Annotated in this window: 1 protein-coding gene; it reads left to right on the forward strand. The window is 35.6% G+C overall.

Annotated elements, in window-relative coordinates; translation table 11 throughout:
* Window positions 1-672: 672 nt before the first annotated feature.
* Window positions 673-1,504, forward strand: an 832-nt coding sequence (locus ACGF7G_RS22275; RefSeq protein ID WP_387468458.1) for an IS630 family transposase, incomplete at its 3' end; no start/stop codon positions are given.

Genomic DNA, 1,504 nt, shown 5'->3' on the forward strand with positions numbered 1-1,504 from the left:
CCGATGATGATTAAACTTAACAAAAAGCAGGTGTTAAAAGGGATAAAAACGACGGTTAAAACTTTATACCCATTAAATCCATCGAGTAAAAAAACGACTTCCGATAACAGGTTAACTGTCATCATCATTTAAAAACGCGAATATAAAAGCATTAAACCTTTTATATCAAAATCGGATTTAATTTAATAAATGTAACTTTTAAAAACAACCATTAATGGCATTTAATCGAAAAATCATTAACCATTAATCCAAAGTTGAAAAGAAATCGCACGTAAAATAACATTACCCGAATAAACGGATATTAAAGCGCTTTCTCGCCAGTTATTTAACAGCATCAGAAAAGATAAAAAGTGAATATAATCTGTGTTCGTTAAACATAAAACACAATATCCGATGATGATTAAACTTAATAAAAAACAGGTGTTAAAAAGGATAAAAACAACGGTTAAAACTCTATACTAATTAAATCCATCGAGTAAAAAAACGACTTCCGATAACAGGTTAACTGTCATCATAATTTAAAAACGCGAATATAAAAGCATTAAAGATTTTATATCAAAAGCGGATTTAACGTAATAAATGCAACTTTTAAAAACAACCATTAATGGCATTTATACCCGTAATCATTGAAGATGCTTGATTTTATCCGAAATGGAGATCATTATCCTCGCTATGAAAATATTTATTACATCAGAACAAAAAATCAAACTTGAACGTCTTCACGACACCACTCGTAATGGTCAAGTACGAGACAGAATAAAAGCTATCCTTCTGGCTTCTGAAGGCTGGAGTTCTGTCATGATAGCCCAGGCATTGCGACTCCATCAGACCACCGTTGACCGCCATATCCGTGATTACCTCAATCAGGGGAAACTTAAATCTGATAATGGGGGGTCTGATAGTTTACTTTCTCGAGAGCAAACTGACCTTTTAATCAACCACTTATCTCAACATCTTTTCCATCACACCCATGAAATTGTGGCCTATGTTGCTCAGCTCTGGAATATTACCTTTAGCATTCCCGGCATGAATAAATGGCTACACCGTCAGGGTTTCTCTTATAAAAAACCTTGTGGTGTCCCTCATAAATTCAATGCAGAAAAACAGAGACAATTTATTGAATATTATGAAAATCTTAAAGTCGCCGCGAAAGACGAACCCATCCTCTTTCTTGACGCGGTTCACCCGACTCAAGGCACCAAACTCAGTTATGGCTGGATGCGAAAAGGCGAGAAAAAAACAGTCAAAACAACAGGAAGCCGAACTCGCCTGAATATAGTGGGTGCACTCAACCTGAATGCCATTGGTCATACGGTGTTCCAGGAATATCAAACCATTAATGACTACAACATTTGCTGTTTTTTCAATGAAATAAGAAAGTCTTATCCTGACTATCATCAAAAAATTCATCTTATTGTGGATGGAGCGGGTTACAACAAAGCGCATCTTGTGAAGGACTGGGCTTATGTCAGCAATATTGAGTTACATTACCTTCCTCCCTATA

Origin of the sequence: Photorhabdus sp. RM323S, from assembly GCF_042879375.1 — a bacterium.
GTDB lineage: Bacteria > Pseudomonadota > Gammaproteobacteria > Enterobacterales > Enterobacteriaceae > Photorhabdus > Photorhabdus tasmaniensis.